The organism is Vibrio sp. 10N.222.49.A3 (assembly GCF_041475145.1).
GTDB lineage: Bacteria > Pseudomonadota > Gammaproteobacteria > Enterobacterales > Vibrionaceae > Vibrio > Vibrio tasmaniensis_A.
Window position 1 is genome coordinate 40,444 of sequence record NZ_JBFRVM010000054.1, and the last position, 16,711, is coordinate 57,154.

The window sequence follows — 16,711 nt, forward strand, 5'->3', positions numbered from 1 at the left end:
GGATTTTGTTGGCGTTGAATTTTTTATTGTACTATTCATTATCGATTAAATGAAACTGTGACTTAAAATAAATATCGAAAATAGTACTTCTTACGTCATTCAATTTGATGTTAATAAGTGGTTCTCTCACCATTGATAGTTCAACGTTGTAGGTGGATTCTTTGATTTCTTCATTAAATATATAATTTAATGAAAGTGAATTTAATGAATTTTATATTCAGTTGGATTCTATCTAATATTTACTGGTCGCACATCTTACCAGTGTCTGTTAACTTTCTTGAATAAATAGAATTAAGTCTAGTCATGAGTGGTTATTAACAGAATTAACGTGTTGTTAGGGTATATTTCAAATTGTGATGAGTTATTAATGAGATTTAATGTAAATACATACAAAATATCATTGAATACACTCTAACTAAGTTGTACCTTAGCCTTGATTTATAAAATGTATATCTGGATGTATAATGAAAAAAATAAGTAAAATAATCATTGCGTTACCTATCATGTTTTCTAGTTTCGCGCATGCTGAGCAGAATTACTTTAATAGTTTCAGTTTTGGTCTTCAAGGTGGGCAAAATGAAGGTTTGGACCAATATTTAGGATCCAAGTTTTCAGAAAAAGAAGAACAAGACCTTGTGGGCGCATATGCTTCATTATCTTTCTCATTGACTAACAATGTATTCGTGGAAACTGAATTCTCTGGGATGAGCACCGGGAAAACTCAGTTTAGAGATCATTATGCTGGATTAGGGTTTAACGGTAACTATGTCAATGGAGTCGTGCCTTTTTTATCTGTTGGCGTAAATCGTATCGATGCAGAGCGACGCAAACTTGAGTTTAGTGAATATGCTCCTTCTGCGCATGTTGGTTTCAAATATACCCCAATTAGCTTTCTGACTTTTACTCCTAGCTATCGTTACTCTTACGTTGATAAAAATACGATGAATAAATACTCGCTAATGGGCGAGATAAACTTTACTGATTTTTTTGCGATTGAGTTAGGTGCAAGCTATAAAACTTATAAAGAATCTGAACAATGGTCTGGGGTAACAGGTTTAAAGTTCTACTTTTGATTTAAAAGTAAACCTGATTCCTTTCAGGGTTGCTACTTTGTAAGTTAAGAATACAGATCCTCATAGAATTGTTCTATGAGGATTTTTTCGTTCTTGCTGCTTATCTATAATACCCATTCAGTCTTCAGTCATTGTAGAGCTATGAGGATGCATTATGTACACCGAATGAATGCTACTCATCACTTATTAAGGTCGATATGGTGTAATTCATAATTCATAATTCATAATTCATAATTCATATTTTTTTCGACATTTAAAGCCTCCTCGTTTACCGCCACATTCTAATTTTACTATCAAAGGTTTCGTTGCTCACCTTGTAAATACCGAGTTAATCATTTGTTGATTCTAATGAAACGAGAGTATGATGTTGGATTAATGATAAGGAAATTCTACTCATGAGTGAACCTGTTACGAATTGGAAAACGCCGCAAAACTTCTTATTACTGATTTCGATTGTTGTCCCTATTGCGTTTTCGAGCTGGATGGCTTTGCTGAATAACTTCGTGATTGAGAAAGCGAACTTTGATGGTGCCGATATTGGCTTGTTGCAAAGTGTTCGTGAGATCCCTGGCTTCTTAGCGTTTACTGTGGTGTTTGTGTTGGCATTCATTCGTGAGCAACGCTTTATGTTGATATCGCTGGCGATGTTAACTGTAGGCACGGCGATTACCGGTTTATTCCCTTCACTTACAGGTTTGTTGCTGACGACGATTTTGATGTCGACGGGTTTTCACTATTTTGAAACGCTGAAGCAGTCTTTGTCACTGCAATGGTTGAGTAAAGAAGAAGCGCCAGAGATGCTGGGTAAAATGATCTCTGTTGGCGCGTTAGCCTCGTTAATCACCTATGGCTCGATTTGGATGATGCTAGAGCAATATAAACTCGACTTTGCTTGGGTGTATGGCATCACTGGCGGTATTGGCTTTATTTTGGTTTTGGTGATGACCTTTGGTTTCCCGGAGTTTCAGACCAAGACCCAACAGAATAAGAAATTGGTGCTGAGAAAGCGTTACTGGCTCTACTACGCTCTTACCTTTATGAGCGGAGCAAGAAGGCAGATATTTACCGTGTTCGCGGGCTTCTTGATGGTAGAGAAGTTCGGTTACTCGGCTGCTGACATAACGCTACTGTTCTTAATCAACTATCTGTTTAACTTCTTGTTCGCAAAACGCATTGGTAAATTTATTGGTGTCGTGGGTGAGCGTAAGGCGCTTATCTTCGAGTATGCGGGTTTGATTGGTGTGTTTGTTGGTTATGGCTTGGTGCAAAGCGCTGAGTGGGCGGCAGCACTTTACGTGGTCGATCATCTGTTCTTTGCGTTGGCATTGGCGATCAAAACCTACTTCCAGAAAATTGCAGATCCTGCTGACATGGCCTCAACCGCTGGTGTCTCTTTCACCATTAACCATATTGCCGCGGTTGTTATTCCAGTCGCATTTGGTGTGATTTGGTTATCGTCTCCTGCAACGGTTTTCTACATTGGTGCAGTGATGGCTGCGGTTTCTTTGGCACTGTCTTTAAACATTCCTAAGAAGCCTGAAGAGGGTAACGAAGTCCGGATGTTCAGCTGGCGCTAAGTTGGTTTCAATCTGATGAGATAGACAAAAAGCTCCAATAGCGATATTGGAGCTTTTTTGTATGTGCTATTTGGAATACCTAATTAACTTTCAGTCGGATTAGCTTCTTACGGTTTTTAATCCACCACGTAGCTTGAAGATTCCCTTAGGTGCCTTGGTCAGCAAGATGCCACAAAGTAGAGGGAGCATCATAAGCAGAGACTGTTCAGATAGAACCTCACCATTGATGTAGCAAGAGATCAGCAGCGCAACCACTGGGAAGATTAGGAAGCAGATAGACGCTTGGAACGGCGTCGAAACTTGTCCGAGTTTAAAGTAGGCAACAATGCCGCCAACACTCGCCACAAAGCCGAGGTAAACTACCGCTGAGATTGAATCCCAAGTGAAGGATTCAACATTCACGTTTTCACCCATCGCCGAAACGGCGAATAAGAATAGAGAAGCGATCAGACTTGGGACTGCGTTGTACGTCAGTACTTCGATGCCTTTACAGTGCTTTTGAACTAACACATACATAACAGCGTGTATTGCCACAGCAAGACCTAAGCAAACTGTACCAACTAGGTAGTCATCGCCACCCATCTGCATTTCATTACCGAGGATCAAACATAGGCTTACAACAGCGGTAGCCAAACCAAATATTTGGTGCTTAGCCAATCGTAGGCCTAGGAATAGGCCTGACATCAACATCACAGCGACCGGCATGTTAGCGAAGATGATAGACGCTAGACCAGAAGAGATGTATTGCTCGCCATAGATCATCAAAGTAAATGGAATCGCAAAGTACATCAGCGCAACAATCAGCAACCATTGACGCTTGCCTTTAGGAAACAGCAGTGGCTGGTTGAAGACTTTCGCTAATACCGCAAGCAGAGGTGCAGCGAGTAAAAAGCGCAATGCAGTAGCAAAAATTGGTGGGATAGAATGCAATGCCACTTCCATTGCGAACCAAGTGGTTCCCCAAATTAGGCAAACAGAGACAAAAAGCAAGATAGTTAGCGACTTCGAATTCATGGTGACTACTCATTAATAATTATTTTAAATCATCGGCTTGTGGCGCCTTAATGATGTGGCATAGTATAAGGAGGTCGTCGGAGAAAAATTTTGTCTTTTTATCTCTAATTGCAATATCTCATGGAAAGATAATCTCTAATATGTCTATTTTTTAGAAAATAAATTCAAATTAGGTAGCATGAAGAAAGGCATTATTCTTTGTAAGGTTTAATGTTGTTTAAGAAACGATCAACTTGGCGAGTATGGCTATTTGGTTTATTGCTGTCAGCGTAGCAACAAAAGGCGCCTTTTAAATCACTGTATAAGATGTAAGGCGCGTTATTATTCTCAGTACAGTCGGTAGATTCAACTATGTAACAGGCTTAACTTGTTTTGACTGTCTTACCGAAAGGATAAGTTGCGGTAGCAGTGACATCACTATCATGCCTGTCATTAGCGAGTACTGAACTGCTGTAAATGATTCACTCATCAACACCATACCCGTCACGATCCCAGCTACTGGGTTAGCGATACCACCGAAGGTGAAATCCACCACTGACATACGCTGTAGTAGCCACACATACATGCCGTAACCCAAGGCTGTGTTCAGGACAATCACCCAAACAAGTCCTATTGCGTTACGAGTATCGAAATGAGTCACAGCGTTAACATAAGGCTGTGGGTCGATGAGCGCATGAACGCCAGACGCGACAGATAAAATCGTACCGCCTAGAATCAGTTGCCACGTTAATACCTTCCACCAATGCATGCGACTACCCAGTGACTTGGTAATGCTGCTGCCGATAACGATACACATGATTGCAGCGAACATGGCGCCTAAACCTATTGGGTTTAATGCGATTTGACTTGGATTAAACAATATCCACGCCAATGTGATTAATCCAACACCAGACAAGGCTTGAATCAATTGCGGACGCTGTTTCTTTACTACCCAATGGAAGATCATCGCAAACACTGGCACAGAGATCATACCTACACCGGAGATTGCCGAAGGCAACGTCAACGCCATCACGAAGATTAAGCTAAAGAAGGTCGCAATATTGATAAGACCCAATGTGAAAATGATCTGCCATTCGCCTTTTTGAGGCAGTGTCGGTTTTACTACTAGCAATAACAAACCAGCAGGCAACGCACGCAAAGCACCCAATAATAAAGGGGGCCATTCCTGTAGCGTAAATTGCGTCACTGCATAGGTTGTTCCCCAAAAGAACGCGGGAATCATTGCTAATAATATATTCATATAAAATATCTTTACGTTAAGATAGTTGGTTGTATGAACTGTATACCTAGATCATATGGTTGTAAAGTATCTTTATGTTAAACTAGTTTGAGGTAAACAAGACTAACAACGGAGCGAGATCGCAAATGGATGCTATCGACCGCGTAGTAGAGCAATGGGCAAAGGAAAAGCCTGAATTAGAAACTGAGCCAATGGCAATGATGGGCCGGATTATGCGTATTGCCAAGTATATGGAGACGCAAGTTGCCGAGCTTCATAAAAATTACGACATGAAACTTGGTGAGTTTGATGTGTTGGCAACGTTGCGACGTTCTGGGAAGCCTTATCAACTGACGCCATCAGAACTGATCGGATCGATGATGCTGACATCAGGCGCAATGACCAATCGCCTTGATAAACTAGAAGCTAAAGGGCTGATCAGTCGTGAGCACAGCAAAGAAGACAGACGCAGCGTGAGTGTTCAGCTAACCAAAGATGGTCTTATTCTGATCGATCAAATGATGACTGAACATGTCGAAATGCAGAAAAAACTGGTTAAGTCATTGTCTGCGAGCCAGAAGAAGAACGCTAATCAACTTCTGAAAGCATGGTTGAGCGCTTACGAATAATTTTTAGGTGACGGAGTAGGGTACGACTATGGACAGTATTCAAAATAATACGGAAAAAACAGATATGCTTGAGAAAGTAGAGCGCGTTGTATTAATTAATGGATTGGAATATGAGGTTAGCGGAAATGTTCTTAATCTTAAGCTAGGCAGAGCGGGTGGAAAGGTAAAAATCAAATACGATTACGGAACGAATTCATACGTCTACAACTGTAATGAGTATGCTATTGGTTTTTCCAGTCTCATCTTCTTCGTTCTTTCGTTCAATACTCTGTATCAAGTTGATCACCAAGCATGGTCTGGTTATGTCGCGGGTTTGATGTTCGCTGGAGCAATATTCAATTTGATCCAATTAGTGCTATCGCACGTCCAAATGTTAGACATTAAAGCACAGCTAAGAGAAGTAGGTATCTACCTCAAGTCTGGCGCGTAAGAGCCTTTAGCATCTTGTGTATCGTGAACAACTGAATAACTGAACAACTTAGCCATTTCTGAGTAACGAGTGGTTAAGCCCTGCCATCGGTGGTTATATGTCCAAATAAACAGCGTTAACACCAATTCTTAGTGCTGTTTTTACTTTCCTCTTACACACTTTTCTTATATCGAACCTAGTATCAAATTTCTCTTGGTTATACAGGCAAGCTTCTCATTATGAAGAACTTTTTTGATAGCGAGCTCATGCTCTCTAGCTCCTTGAACTTCGTTCTGCTGTCACTTGGACTCACGCTCCTCTTACATATTCCAATTTGGTGTGGATTCAACCTGAGTCGGCGAAAATGGAAGCGTATGGATTATTTATGGCCGTTTTTAGCGGGTATCGGAATGCTTGGTGCCGTGTCTGAGATTCGAGCGAAGGTGGCGGGTGATTGGGTTGAAACCGAACAAACCAGAGCGGTGGCGATTTTAGAATCTGTTCAGCAGTTCTCTTTGGATAAGCTGAGAAGTGATACCTGTACAGGTCAGCCATCTTTAGATAATTACGCTCAGTACCACGACGCGTGTTTGTGGTATTTGAATACGGCGATTACGTTTAAAGATGTCGATTTCACCTTGTTACCCAATGCATCGGATTTTACGGTTCCTGCGCCTAGCGTGTCGTTAGTTGAAAGTGATGCGGTGTGGGTGGATGGTATGCTGAGTCAGTATGAAAAGCAGAAAAACCAATATATAAAAACCAGAGAAGCTCAGGTGAAGCAGCCGCTAGAAAGTATCTTTTGGTATGTGAGTCCTTACTTAGTGTGTTTCGCGATTGCATTACGTCTTACTAAGGTGACAGCCGAGCTCAAGTTGGATAAATGCTCATAGTTCACTGAATGTTTGTAGTTCACGGTTCATCGCTATATCAATGGGTAACTCAATAGCTAGGCAAGCGTATAACTTTAGGTAAGCGTATAACTAATAGGATGTGTCTGAATTAGAGATAAAAAAATAGCGTCAGTATTGAATTACTGACGCTATTTTTATGTTAGATCCAACAGTAGCGGAAAGTTGTTTATAAAGGTGGCTACTTAAATTGATATCTAACCGAAAGTTGTAATTGAGGGCCGTAAAGACCGTTGTTTTTGGAAGCAACTGCAAACACGGCTTTATCTGTGGCATGGAACCTGGCTCCAAACGTAAAGATTGAGTGCTCTCCGTTAGAACCCGCAAGCACATGGGCTTCTACTCTCTGAGTGATCCACGCTCGAATACCCGCATTAAATTCGACATAAGCTTTCGTTTCTCCAGCTGCGTATGAGTTTTTGTTGAAATGGAGTAGCAGCTGCGTATTTAAGTCGATCCCTTGAGTTATTGGACCATAAACTTGAGGGCCGATGTACGCATCAAAGTTGCTTTCATCTTCGGCTGTGTTGGTACTAAGGCCGCCCAAAATCGCCAAGCTATCGTTGATGTCGCGTCCACCATCCACGCTTAACCCCATAGGCTTTGCTTGCATCCCAAGTTCTACAAAGTCCGTTGTGAAATTTGCCGCAGATATAGCTTGATGAGAGAAGAGGCATAGCAGTAGAGGTATTACATTTTTAATTTTCATATGACTTACAAAAGATAGTAATAGTGGAGTAAAGCGCTTGGTCATGCTTTATTTATTGTCACGCCAAAGCGATGAAGTTCTTCGAAAGTTAAGTCAAAGAAAATGTGTGTTCTTGTTGTCCATCTTGATTGTGCTGTATAGGGGGGCGATAACCCATTCCTTTGCTTGATGATTGTATATTAAACATAACTGCAATAACCAACAACGATTTTAATTTTTTTTGTATAGCTCTAAGTTCTGGTTCAATTATGGAAATAGTTAATCCTAACTTTCTGAACACAAAAATGGGCAGTTTATCTGCCCATTTTTATAACTGTAATTAGGGCGTGTTGACCTTTCGTGGTTAAATTTCGTTCGAGATAAAAGCGTTTTAATCGCGGCGAGGGGGAAGTCGCCTAGTCATTCTAAGCAAATCTTCCTCAATAAAGAGTAAAGCGCTTTTTGCGGGGGCGCCCAGCCCGAACCCTTCGGGCAGCGCTTGCTGGTCATTTCTACTGTGTTATCGGCTTCTCATGTAGGCTAGCTACACATCGGAGCCTCTGCCTTGTATAAATACCCAGCAACTCGCTGCAAAAATCAGCTCGAAAGTTCAACACGCCCTAGTGACAAACCTTCCCTTAGATCGAGATTCAACTCGATATAGACAGTGCGAACGACAACAAGATTGGTAGGGTAACCACACTTAGGAAGTTACCAAACAACACCATGGACGCGACCTTAGGGGGCTCGACATTGAACCTCTCTGCAAACAGGTAGTTCATCACAGCGGGTGGCAGCATGGTGAACAGTACCATCATTTGTAAGTGCAGCGTCGGCAGTGGGATAAAGAAGTAGATGATGGTAAAAGCGATCGCCCCTGTAAACAGGGATTGAGCCGTACACAACAAGCCGACCTTTAATCCGCTCAGTCTCAAGTTGACCATTTGCGAACCTAACGATAATAGCATGATAGGAACAGCAGCTTGCCCAAGCAGTGATGTGGCTTCGTAGATTGGATTCCACACGGTAATTCCAGACAGGTTGAGCGTCATCGCTAGCGCAGCCGCTAAGAAAATTGGCATCTTGAGGATCTGTTTGATCGGATTACCGTCGCTCAATAGCGCTAAGCCAACACTAATATGGACACATGCCGATACCACAAATAGTAATACCGCAGGGGCTAGTGCGCTCTCGCCAAAGGTATAGGTGAATAGGGGAATGGCTAGGTTGCCACTATTACGGAACATGTGTGGCGGAGCCCAAGCTTTAAAATTGAGCTTAAAGATCTTACAGATCGGAATCATCAACAATGCAGGCACTAACACTGCGACCAAAGAAGCGGTTATGAGTGGCAATTGCTCTGTGTCGAGAGGCATGGTGGTCAGCGATGCAAACACTAGCGCAGGGATACACACATCCATGTTGATGCGATTGATCGGTTTGAAATCGGGCTTGAGCCAACGACCGACCGCAAAGCCAGCACTGGCTAAAGCAAAAACGGGAAACAGAATGCTGATGACCTGTTCGAACATAGAATTCCTTTCTAGGTTTAGTACATCCATTTAGCGGAGAAACGAATGTTTTAGAGAGCGCTATAGATATGTTTGAAATCGAGATGTATAAACATTAACCTATCAACATAATGACTTGGCGTCACCGAAGATCGTTGTCTGTCAGCGGTTAATTTACATTTCTTTGAATGAAGCACAAAAAAAGACCAGTGGCATCCGCAACGGGTCTTTAAAGGCTAGATAAATCTGGACGGGTTCTTTAATTAACTACGATGACCACTAGACGCGATTATCACCACAGCTGTAGGCAACGATCTGGCTGATTTCGCTCAGGCTACGACCTGACTGTTGCTGCCATTCGTTGAAGGCTTTACCCGCTGCCAGTTGTGCTCGCTTGGTGTTACGGCCGCTATCTACCACATCGGTACTGCGTAGGTGCGCTTCAACATCCGACGACAAGATGAAAGTGTCTTTACCCATTTGACGCAGAGTGTAGGCACCAGTATTACCACCTAATCGCTTGCCGTGTTTTTTCAGGTAATCCCACAGATCTGTGATACGTTCTGATGGCCAGTCGGCAACCATTTGCGAGAATGAATCGGCTTCACGCTTGGCATTGTGGATCATGGTGGCATTAGCAGGGATGGTCATCACTTTAGTGAGGTGGCGAATAATGCGCGGGTCTTGCGCTTTCTGTTCCCACATCTCATTTGGCAGCATCAGCATTTTCTCGATGTTGAATTCAAAAAACACTTCTTCAAATTGCGGCCACTTCTTTCTCACCACATTCCATGAAATACCACACTGGAATACTTTTTCAGTAAAGGCGGCTAGCCAACGATCGTCTGTGATTTGCGATAGCTCGGCTTGGGAAAGGGGTGCACGAACAATTTTTTCGAGTTCGGCCGCTCCGCCTTTGCGGTGAGCAGCACGTTGATAAATAGTGTCGAATTTTTCTTGGGTCATTGGAGGTTCCAAATTACATCTGTGTATCTTGAGTATGTAGCTAATGCTCAATGATATGGGGTCAAATCTGGCAATTAAAACAAGTCGATTAACTAAATAAGTCTGTTAATTAAAACAATCCTGGTAACTAAAATTAACCTGACAATTAAAATGAACTAGCAGAGCTTTAATTCCATCTGATACAAGGGCCACGTTTTGCCATTGAACTCTTTCACGCTCGGCTCTTTGTCGACTACCTGAAATCCCGCTTTGTCGTAGCAGCGTTTTGCTCCGTAGTTTTGCTTAAATACGGCCAAGGTGATGGTGGTGATATTTGGGATTTCTTTCGCCGCCTCTAAGGCCGTTTCAAGCATCAATTGCCCTAATCCTTTGCCTCGTTGGTTTGGGTGAATCGCGACTCGGCAAAAGCGAAGTTCATTGTCTGACATGCGTTGAAACTCCATAAAGCCAAGCAAGTCATTGGCGTTTGAATCGGTATTCGGTTCAGAGTATGACTTAGATGCAGAAAAGGTATAAAGCTCGACATGTGATTCTTGAGATCGTTCGATGATGGAGGCTGTTTCTAACGGTCAGCCAAAGGTTCGTCCGCCCCATAGAACGTAGTCTTCTTGGGATGCAAACCAAGTGACGATCTCGTCGGCGTCGGATGCTTTAAAGCGGTTTATTTCCATATTCTTATCTCTTCCTTATCGTGTGTCTTTTTTTTATAAGCCGCTAAACTTCCGCACCCAACTGATCAAGAAAGTCACGCATGTACTCGGTGCGCTTGTTGGCTTCCAATTTGGCGGATTCTGTATTCATGGTTTCAGCGAGCTTAAACAGTTTCACGTAGAAATGGTCGACGCTGTAATGCTTGTCATCCAAGTCACGCTGCTTCGCAAACGGGTCTTCGTGGTTATACAGCTCGGCGTTAAAGCTTTGACCTACGTACAGGCAGCGAGCGATACCAATCGCACCGAGAGAATCTAGGCGATCTGCATCTTGAACAATCTGTGCTTCCAAGGTTTCTGGTGTGATGTTGGCGCTGTAACTGTGAGTGACAATAGCGTGATGGATTTCGTCGAGGTAGGACGCAGGATACTCGATAGATTTGAGATAAGAGATAGCCTTGTCTGCCGCCATTTTTGAGCTTTGGGCTCTGTCTGGGTGGTTCTTAGGGAAGGTGAAGCAATCATGAAGGTAAGCGGCAGGAAGAACGACCTCAAGCTTAGCCTGTTCTTGAGTACACAAAACCTCAGCAGTTTTGACTACTCGCTTGATGTGGCTGATGTCGTGCGCGGCATCCTGTGTCATCTCTTGCTGAGCAAAATCAAGCAGTTGGCTTTCAAATTTTTTAATCACGCGTCCCTTTCTCCATCTGTAGACGTTATCAATCTTGCTTATCGATTAGTATCGTTTCATATCGACTGTAACAGTTTCTTGCGCGATTTTTTATCTTTTATAAAAGGAATATAAACAAAAAAACCGACTCAGTGAGTCGGTTTAATAGAGAGGCTTGTCTACGTATTTTAGGACGAGATAGATAAAAGTATTATCAACGGTAATTAGAGCTTAAGCGACGGCTTGTTGAAGCTGCGCTAACACATGATGTAGGGAAGGGCTGATGGTGTGACCAAGCGCTTTCACTTCGTCACATGGTTCTACCAAATCTGGGATTTGGAAACTGATCATGTTGGCAGCCATAGATGCGCGAATACCGTTGTTTGAATCTTCAAACGCTAGGCAATTTTCAGGTGCAACACCTAAGCGCTCTGCCGCTAGCAAGTAGATCTCTGGGTGAGGCTTACCATTGGTGACTTCACAGCCTGTGCTTAGTGAGGTGAAGTAAGAATCTAGGCCAGCCAGTTCAAGCTTCTTTTTCGCGATATCAAGCTGAGTGGAGGTCGCTACCGCGATTGGAATGTCGTTTGCTTTGAGCCATTCAAGTAGTTCGATAACACCATCTTTAACTGGGATTGCTTGGTGCTTAACAACCGCATTGTAGCGAGTGCGCCATTCGGTGTTCAGCGCCGGGTAATCTAACCCTTCGCCGTAGCCCTTTCTAAAAATCTGTTCGATGGTTTTTGCGTTACAACCAATGATGCCTAAGTAAACATCTTGCAAGAACGGAACATCTTGCGCGTGACATGCTTCTTCAAAAATCTGCATACAAAGTCTCTCGGTGTCGAGTAACAGTCCATCCATATCAAAAATAGCAGCTTGAAAATTCATATCCGTGGTTCTTTATGTGTTGTCATCGTGAGGGCGAGTATTTTGACATAGTGTCTCGGGATAGGCGAGTCAGTGTTCAGTAAGAATATGCTTAGTTAGATAGGAAGTATGCTTCTGAATGACTTTGTATATGATTGATTATGAATGAAATAATATCGTTAAGTTATGAATCTGGCACTTTATAGGCCATACAGATCTAACAGTCACAATAATGGTTATCGTACATAACAAATTTAGATTTAGAGTCTGTCTTCCTATTACATTTCATAAACTTACGGTTCAGTTAGCGTGACCATAATCTTAGAAAAAACAATTTGCGAGAGTCTGCAATCATAGTGTGACCAAGCGATAAGTAAATAGCGGAACTTAGGGACAAAATATCATTAGTCCACATTTTTAGAGGGTTGCTTATGTTGTATTTTGAGTTTCTATTTTTATTAGTCGTTCTTTATATCGGGTCTCGATATGGCGGTATTGGCTTAGGTGTTGTTTCTGGTATTGGCTTGGTTATCGAGGTGTTTGTCTTCAAGATGCCACCAACGTCTCCACCTGTCACCGTAATGCTGATCATCCTCGCTGTTGTTACCTGTGCTTCTATTCTTGAAGCGGCTGGTGGCTTGAAATACATGCTGCAAGTGGCCGAAAGGGTACTGAGAAAGAACCCGAAACGCGTCACCTTGATAGCACCGTTCGTGACTTACTTGATGACATTCCTATTAGGTACTGGCCACGCGGTTTACTCCATCATGCCTATCATCGGTGATGTTGCACTGAAGAATGGTATTCGTCCTGAGCGCCCAATGGCGGCTGCATCTGTTGCATCTCAACTGGCGATTACTGCATCTCCAATCTCGGCAGCAGTGGTTTATTACCTCGCGCAACTTTCTGATATCCAACACTCTATTACTCTGCTTTCTATTTTGATGGTGACGGTTCCTGCAACGCTGTTCGGCACACTTTTACTTTCTCTGTATAGCTTGAAACGTGGTAAAGAACTGAACGACGATCCTGAATACCAAGCGCGTCTAAAAGATCCTGAGTGGAAAAAGCGCATCGAAAGCACCACTGCGACGTCTTTGGATGAAGTGCTGCCAACTTCGGCGCGTAATGCGGTATTGATTTTCTTATTGTCGATTGTCGTGATTGTTATCGTGGCGATGGTGCCTGAGATCAGAACCATCGTAGACGGCGATAAGCCAATTAAGATGTCGGTGATCATCCAAATGATGATGCTCTGTTTCGGCGGTATCATTTTGTTAGCGACCAAAACTGACCCGCGTGACGTGCCAAACGGCGTGGTATTCAAATCGGGTATGGTGGCAGCGATTGCTATCTTCGGTATCGCTTGGATGTCGGATACCTATTTCCAATACGCAATGCCTCAGTTCAAGTCGGGCATCGTGGAAATGGTGACTAACTACCCATGGACGTTTGCGCTAGCGCTATTCATCGTATCAGTTGTGGTGAACTCTCAAGCCGCTACTGCACGTATGATGCTACCGGTTGGCCTTGGCTTAGGGTTAGACCCAGCATTGCTTATCGGCTTAATGCCAGCAGTTTACGGCTACTTCTTCATCCCGAACTACCCATCAGATATCGCAACGGTGAACTTTGATGTGTCTGGCACCACTAAGATTGGTAAGTGGTATTTCAACCACTCATTCATGTCGGTTGGTTTAATCGGTGTCGTCGGCGCATGTTGCTTAGGCTACGCACTCGCACAGATTTTTATCGCTTAATTAAGCGATAGCGAGATAACAAACAAAAACAGCGCCTCAATTGGCGCTGTTTCTATTTGTTCTGTTTGGACGTATTAATTCGAACCTAGGTTTCGAATTAATAACCAATATTAACGAGGCTCAAAAGCCAACGACTGAATCGCTTCTTCTATCGTTAGGAAGTGGATCTTCATCAGGCACACTTCTGCTTTCTGGAACTCGTGATTTCGAATCAGTTTGGTTACGCTTTCAACTGAATACTGGTCTGCTCGTTTCGCTAGAGAGAGTTGGTTTGAGCCCGATTGCAGCGAATAGCTGTCGCCCTCTGAATCAATGAGGTAATCATCTTCGCCCAAGATCATATATGAGCATTCGGCTTGAAATTCGTGTTCGGATGCGACGTAAATAAGCTCATCGTCCCCGTCGAGTTTTACCAAAGATGGCCAACTGATCATTACTGCCTCTCAATCATGGATGTTGAAATGTATGTCTGGACTATAAACAGTTTTGAAGATTGGGTCATCTATTGTCCTATCTGACCCAAACGTTACTTACTTAAAGATCGCCCTAATGGTGCAAAATAGCCTTGCATCGCATTGTAGATTTCCATTCGATGTGTGAGATCTGGATAGAGAGGGAACATGTCTGGCTTGGTTGTGCCGTCGACGAGATACGAGTTTTCTATATCTGAGCAGGATTCAATCGCAGATTCAAACGCGCGGGCCATCATCTCTGTGGGCAATGAGAAGTAACGAGCCGACGTTGCCTGGTCTGCAATAACACTTCGTGCCACGTAATCGTGTTTGTCTAGGTTATTGTCGCTGAGTAGTGTGGAATCGAACACAGACATCAAACTTTCGTTTAATGGATGAGGTCGTACCTTTCTATCGTGTAACCAACAGTCACTGGCGAACAAGATTTGCTTGCGAGGGCCAGAGGTATCGCCAATCTCAAATGCTTTCTCTGCGATATAGTGGTCAAATGCATGCCAGAACTCATGCGCTAACGCACCGGCACCTGCGTTCTTAGCTAGAGCGAGTTCTCTTTGATTTGGTGCGTAGTGTGCTTGTACACCCTTTCTTCCACCACTGCCGAACGCTAAGCCTAATGTCCCGCGAAGGCCAATTGCTTCTGGTGGCAAAGCCAAGATGTAAGCCAAGTCTGCTAACGAGTCGAATATCAGATTTGCAGCGAGCTCTTTCTCTTCTTTCGTTACCCAAGCGCCCACACGAATGCTGCCCATACCGAAGGTCTGTTTGATGTCCATGAATGACACCTGATCGCCATGTCGGTAGTCTGGGCCTTTGCGCGTTTTGTATTTAAAGTGGGTTAACTTCAAAAGGGTCCTTGGAAATAGATGTAGTTTAGCGCTGTTGTGTGGTGCACAGGGTTAAGTTGGGAAAGTTAGCACCTTTGTCAGTAAATTACCGAACAAAATGAGTGAGATTGTGTTCGAAAGCCTCCCATGAGGTTGGGTTGCCTTCGTGGGTCAGTGGAAATAGTGCCCTATTTGGTTTTGCATAGCTTAAACGATGTAACCTCTGCGTGACATGATAACTGTCTAGCCCTGAAATTGTGACTAAATCTAACGCTTCTAAATCTAGGTAGCCGTCCGGCATCACAGCACGTTTTGGCGCGTGAATTGTAACAATTTCACCAATCAACATTTGAGTTTGGTTACTTTCAATTGTTATCTGCTCTTTGAAGGCTAAGCCTATTTTCAGAGGGCTTTCCAAAACAAACGGAGCAGGGAACACATCATCGTAATAGGGCGTGAGACCGACCGCGTTAAATTCTGAGACTGATTTAGGATAACGAGCGGAAGTTTGATGAGCTTTTTGAACAAAGCCCGCCCCGATACTATTGATAGTGAAGTGTTGAGTTTCTAGGATATTTTCTAGTGTATGACGGCGACTTTCCGCAGTCCGGATGATGAAGCCAAGTAAAGGTGGATTCGACCCCAAATGAACCACGGAGCTCACTACTGCAAGATTTTCTAGCCCTTGCTTGTCACAGGTGCCAATAAGGTTTGCGCTTTTAAACCCCGATAAGGAGTTAATTAAACGAGCGCGCTCACGCTGGTCCATTGCTTTGATATCTTGTCTTGAAAGGGTCATTGCCTTCATATCTTCTCTTCTTCTCACTTTTGTTTTCGACGACTTGTTTACTAACCAAACTAAAACATATCTACGCAGCATCGCTTTATTCCGATCATCCAGTTTGAATAAGTGGTTGTGAAAGGAGGATTCTTTTAGAAAATTGCAATTTTCTTGAAATTAAATGTGACACTGTAGCTTAATTTGTTGTTGCAGCGGTTTGCTATTGAGCGATACCATGTACGGCTATTTCTTTGGTAAAGATGTAATTATGTCAGATGAAAAGCTCGCGCTAGAGTGGATGCGCCAACAAGCGCATAGAATTGATCCATATGTTATAAATCCATCATTTGATGAATGCGTTGAGTTGCTTGAGCCTGCCTTTAAGAAGGGCAAGAGTGTCGCGCAGCTAAAATATCTATTATCAGAAGCGGATCGCCGAGCGGGAGCTGCCGAACGTAAACATGCTGCTTTAAAGTTTGCTAAAGAAAAAAGCCCAAAGGCAGGTCAAAACCTTCGTCTGCAAAGCAAACTTCAACAAGTTCAATTGGCATTAAAGTTAGCAACTGGCGATAACAACATGACCATATCGCAGTTCTGCTCTGAGTATGATGTCAGTAAGCGAGACGGCAACGAAGCGTGGAATGAAAAGTTGGTTGAGCAGAATAATAAGAAGTGATTTCGTGATG

The 16,711-nt window shown here is 43.1% G+C and carries 17 protein-coding genes and 1 pseudogene; 7 read left to right on the forward strand and 11 right to left on the reverse strand.

Going from position 1 to position 16,711, the window contains the following annotated elements:
* The first annotated feature begins 464 nt into the window (after nt 1-464).
* Together AB4589_RS11020 and AB4589_RS11025 are read left to right on the forward strand one after the other, a co-directional pair.
* Nucleotides 465-1,073, forward strand: a complete 609-nt coding sequence (locus AB4589_RS11020) for a hypothetical protein (protein WP_102344501.1) — start codon at nt 465-467, stop codon at nt 1,071-1,073.
* A gap of 395 nt (nt 1,074-1,468) precedes the next feature.
* Nucleotides 1,469-2,650, forward strand: coding sequence for an MFS transporter (locus AB4589_RS11025; protein ID WP_372100432.1), 1,182 nt, complete (start codon nt 1,469-1,471; stop codon nt 2,648-2,650).
* Between the two features lie 99 nt (nt 2,651-2,749).
* Here AB4589_RS11025 and AB4589_RS11030 read toward each other — a convergent pair whose 3' ends face one another.
* Complete coding sequence (locus AB4589_RS11030; RefSeq protein ID WP_371708710.1) at nt 2,750-3,664, reverse strand: DMT family transporter; 915 nt, start codon at nt 3,662-3,664, stop codon at nt 2,750-2,752.
* A gap of 349 nt (nt 3,665-4,013) precedes the next feature.
* Nucleotides 4,014-4,904, reverse strand: coding sequence for a DMT family transporter (locus tag AB4589_RS11035; RefSeq protein ID WP_371710727.1), 891 nt, complete (start codon nt 4,902-4,904; stop codon nt 4,014-4,016).
* 125 nt (nt 4,905-5,029) lie between these two features.
* Between AB4589_RS11035 and AB4589_RS11040 the strand changes: the two genes are divergently transcribed.
* From AB4589_RS11040 to AB4589_RS11050, 3 genes are all read left to right on the forward strand, one after another.
* On the forward strand, nt 5,030-5,512 hold the full coding sequence (locus tag AB4589_RS11040; protein ID WP_065680207.1) for a MarR family winged helix-turn-helix transcriptional regulator: 483 nt from the start codon (nt 5,030-5,032) through the stop codon (nt 5,510-5,512).
* Nucleotides 5,513-5,540: 28 nt separating this feature from the next.
* Nucleotides 5,541-5,942: a hypothetical protein gene (locus tag AB4589_RS11045; protein WP_083994638.1), complete on the forward strand. Its 402-nt coding sequence runs from the start codon at nt 5,541-5,543 to the stop codon at nt 5,940-5,942.
* 353 nt (nt 5,943-6,295) lie between these two features.
* A complete protein-coding gene (locus tag AB4589_RS11050) occupies nt 6,296-6,814 on the forward strand; it encodes a hypothetical protein (RefSeq protein ID WP_029224076.1) in 519 nt (172 codons plus the stop codon).
* Nucleotides 6,815-7,013: 199 nt separating this feature from the next.
* Here AB4589_RS11050 and AB4589_RS11055 read toward each other — a convergent pair whose 3' ends face one another.
* From AB4589_RS11055 to AB4589_RS11080, 6 genes and pseudogenes are all read right to left on the reverse strand, one after another.
* The gene (locus tag AB4589_RS11055) at nt 7,014-7,541 is read right to left on the reverse strand and encodes a hypothetical protein (RefSeq protein ID WP_232281801.1); all 528 of its coding nucleotides are present in this window, start codon (nt 7,539-7,541) and stop codon (nt 7,014-7,016) included.
* A gap of 629 nt (nt 7,542-8,170) precedes the next feature.
* Nucleotides 8,171-9,052, reverse strand: coding sequence for an AEC family transporter (locus AB4589_RS11060; protein WP_009846185.1), 882 nt, complete (start codon nt 9,050-9,052; stop codon nt 8,171-8,173).
* Nucleotides 9,053-9,310: 258 nt separating this feature from the next.
* On the reverse strand, nt 9,311-9,997 hold the full coding sequence (locus AB4589_RS11065; RefSeq protein WP_102249922.1) for a DNA-3-methyladenine glycosylase I: 687 nt from the start codon (nt 9,995-9,997) through the stop codon (nt 9,311-9,313).
* A gap of 155 nt (nt 9,998-10,152) precedes the next feature.
* Nucleotides 10,153-10,668, reverse strand: a pseudogene (locus AB4589_RS11070) (GNAT family N-acetyltransferase).
* A gap of 43 nt (nt 10,669-10,711) precedes the next feature.
* The gene (locus AB4589_RS11075; protein WP_372100435.1) at nt 10,712-11,338 is read right to left on the reverse strand and encodes an HD domain-containing protein; all 627 of its coding nucleotides are present in this window, start codon (nt 11,336-11,338) and stop codon (nt 10,712-10,714) included.
* Nucleotides 11,339-11,548: 210 nt separating this feature from the next.
* Nucleotides 11,549-12,208: an HAD family phosphatase gene (locus AB4589_RS11080; protein ID WP_012601146.1), complete on the reverse strand. Its 660-nt coding sequence runs from the start codon at nt 12,206-12,208 to the stop codon at nt 11,549-11,551.
* A 410-nt stretch (nt 12,209-12,618) separates the two neighbouring features.
* Between AB4589_RS11080 and AB4589_RS11085 the strand changes: the two genes are divergently transcribed.
* Nucleotides 12,619-13,947, forward strand: a complete 1,329-nt coding sequence (locus AB4589_RS11085) for an anaerobic C4-dicarboxylate transporter (RefSeq protein WP_371710580.1) — start codon at nt 12,619-12,621, stop codon at nt 13,945-13,947.
* A gap of 110 nt (nt 13,948-14,057) precedes the next feature.
* Here the strand turns inward: AB4589_RS11085 and AB4589_RS11090 are convergent, their stop codons facing one another.
* The 3 genes from AB4589_RS11090 to AB4589_RS11100 form a co-directional block, all read right to left on the reverse strand.
* A complete protein-coding gene (locus AB4589_RS11090) occupies nt 14,058-14,381 on the reverse strand; it encodes a DUF4144 domain-containing protein (protein WP_372100438.1) in 324 nt (107 codons plus the stop codon).
* Nucleotides 14,382-14,473: 92 nt separating this feature from the next.
* The gene (locus AB4589_RS11095) at nt 14,474-15,265 is read right to left on the reverse strand and encodes a CLCA_X family protein (protein WP_372067194.1); all 792 of its coding nucleotides are present in this window, start codon (nt 15,263-15,265) and stop codon (nt 14,474-14,476) included.
* Between the two features lie 85 nt (nt 15,266-15,350).
* Entirely contained in the window at nt 15,351-16,052 is a 702-nt protein-coding gene (locus AB4589_RS11100; protein WP_371708400.1) for a flavin reductase family protein, read from the reverse strand.
* Between the two features lie 241 nt (nt 16,053-16,293).
* On the opposite strand from AB4589_RS11100, the gene AB4589_RS11105 reads away from it, so the two are divergent.
* Nucleotides 16,294-16,701, forward strand: a complete 408-nt coding sequence (locus AB4589_RS11105; protein WP_026012354.1) for a hypothetical protein — start codon at nt 16,294-16,296, stop codon at nt 16,699-16,701.
* Nucleotides 16,702-16,711 lie beyond the last annotated feature (10 nt).